2 protein-coding genes and 1 pseudogene are annotated in these 1,836 nt (G+C 42.4%); all 3 read left to right on the plus strand.

Features of this window, described 5'->3' with window-relative positions:
- Positions 1-129: 129 nt before the first annotated feature.
- A pseudogene (locus BQ7314_RS12445) lies at positions 130-336 on the plus strand (type I restriction-modification system subunit M); the annotation flags it as partial.
- Positions 333-938: a protein adenylyltransferase Fic gene (fic, locus tag BQ7314_RS12450; protein WP_174484010.1), complete on the plus strand. Its 606-nt coding sequence runs from the start codon at positions 333-335 to the stop codon at positions 936-938. The pseudogene BQ7314_RS12445 and the gene fic, both read left to right, overlap by 4 nt.
- A gap of 111 nt (positions 939-1,049) precedes the next feature.
- A complete protein-coding gene (locus BQ7314_RS12455; RefSeq protein WP_174484011.1) occupies positions 1,050-1,754 on the plus strand; it encodes a restriction endonuclease subunit S in 705 nt (234 codons plus the stop codon).
- Positions 1,755-1,836 lie beyond the last annotated feature (82 nt).

Below are 1,836 nucleotides of genomic sequence, written 5' to 3' on the forward strand. Positions count from 1 at the left end.
ATATGATTCGAAAGGGGCAGTTGTCCGAGGAAAATATGCCTGCTTATAAGCAATTTATGGCTTTAGCAGGATAGTTATGCCTGAAGACAAGGCGCTCTTCGCTTTCACTAGTTCTTGCGACAGAACCCCTATCTCGCCCAAAGTGTTGAGCATCAGACCATTACCGATAACGACTATAACCTGTCTGTCAGTGCCTATGTCGAAGCCGAAGACACCCACGAAGTGATTGATATTACTCAGCTTAATGCCGATCTTAAAACTACCGTGAGCAAAATTGATAAGTTACGCCGTGATATTGATGTCATCGTGGCGGAAATTGAAGGGGATGCGACATGATACTTGATAACAAACTCGGTATCACCGACCAAATCGAGCTGGCAAAATGTGAGGAAAAAATCAGCAAACAAAAAGCCAAACAGCTTTTTGATTCGGGTGATATTGCTCACGTAGAGCCTGGCACATTCAAAGGGCTGAGTTTTATCCATACTTATTTATTTGCTGAACTTTACGACTTTGCAGGCAAAATTCGCACGGTCAATATTGCTAAGGGGGATTTTCGTTTTGCCCCTGTGATGTACCTATCGCCATCACTCGCACATATCGACACCCTGCCACAAGGGGACTTTGATGAAATCATTGAAAAATATGTCGAAATGAACATCGCCCACCCCTTTCGTGAAGGCAACGGACGTGCAACCCGCATTTGGTTGGATCTGATACTTAAAACGGAAATAAAACAGGTGGTAGATTGGAATCTTGTGAATAAAGAGGAATACCTATCGGCCATGCAGCGCAGTGTGGTCAAAGATGTAGAAATTAAAGCGCTACTGAAGCAAGCCTTAACCACTCAAATTGATGATCGTGCTTTGTTTATGAAAGGCATTGATGTCAGTTATTTTTATGAAGGTTATAGCCAGTTTAAAACTGAGGAGCTTTGAAAATGACTGAGATAGAACCACGAACCACACGAAAAACACGAAATAAAACCAGCGAAAACTTTTCGTGTCGTTCGTGTTTTTCGTGGTTAAAAAAGAAAGGGTTATGTGAATATGAGTAATAGGCGTTTTGTGGAGAAGTTGCTGGATGGGGTTGAGGTGGAGTGGAAGGCTTTGGAGTCAGTTTTTAATATATTAGCTGGTGGCGACGTGCCGAAAGATGCATTTTCAGATGTAAAAACACAAAGATATAGCATTCCAATTTTATCTAACGGAATTGGTGATAAAGCTTTATATGGGTGGACTGATAAAGAAAAAATCGAAAAGCCAAGCCTAACGATTTCTGCGAGAGGCACAATCGGCTGGACGAGCTATAGAGATATACCCTTTTTCCCAATAGTACGATTAATAGTGCTAACGCCAAAAATTGAATTAAATCTGAAGTATGCGTACTACTTTATGAAAACTATTGAAAATGGCTATAAAGTCCCACCGGCTGGTATACCACAGCTTACCAAACCAATGCTTAGAAAATTCCAAATCCCCATCCCCTGCCCAAACAACCCAGAAAAATCGCTGGCAATCCAAGCCGAAATCGTCCGCATACTCGACACCTTCACCGAGCTAACCACCGAGCTTAGCGCACGGAAAAAACAATATAACTACTATCGGGATCAGTTGTTAAGCTTTGATGATGGAACCACGAAAGACACGAAAAGCACGAAAGGGGTTAAGGTGGAGTGGAGGGCTTTGGGTGAAGTGGCAGAGTATTCAAAAAAACGCATTGGCTTTAACAAGCTGAAGTTTCCCAATTTTTAGGGGGGGGCTATCGACAGGTAGAGGTATTTATTAATAGGTTTGCCCCATTGCACTCAACTCCAACGAATAACCACACAACCCG

The organism is methanotrophic endosymbiont of Bathymodiolus puteoserpentis (Logatchev), assembly GCF_900128525.1.
GTDB lineage: Bacteria > Pseudomonadota > Gammaproteobacteria > Methylococcales > Methylomonadaceae > Methyloprofundus.

What these genes read in the sequence shown, in the direction of transcription:
- BQ7314_RS12455 (WP_174484011.1), top strand. Translation starts at nt 1,050, where the DNA reads ATGAGTAATAGGCGTTTTGTGGAGAAGTTGCTGGATGGGGTTGAGGTG.
- fic (WP_174484010.1), top strand. Translation starts at nt 333, where the DNA reads ATGATACTTGATAACAAACTCGGTATCACCGACCAAATCGAGCTGGCA.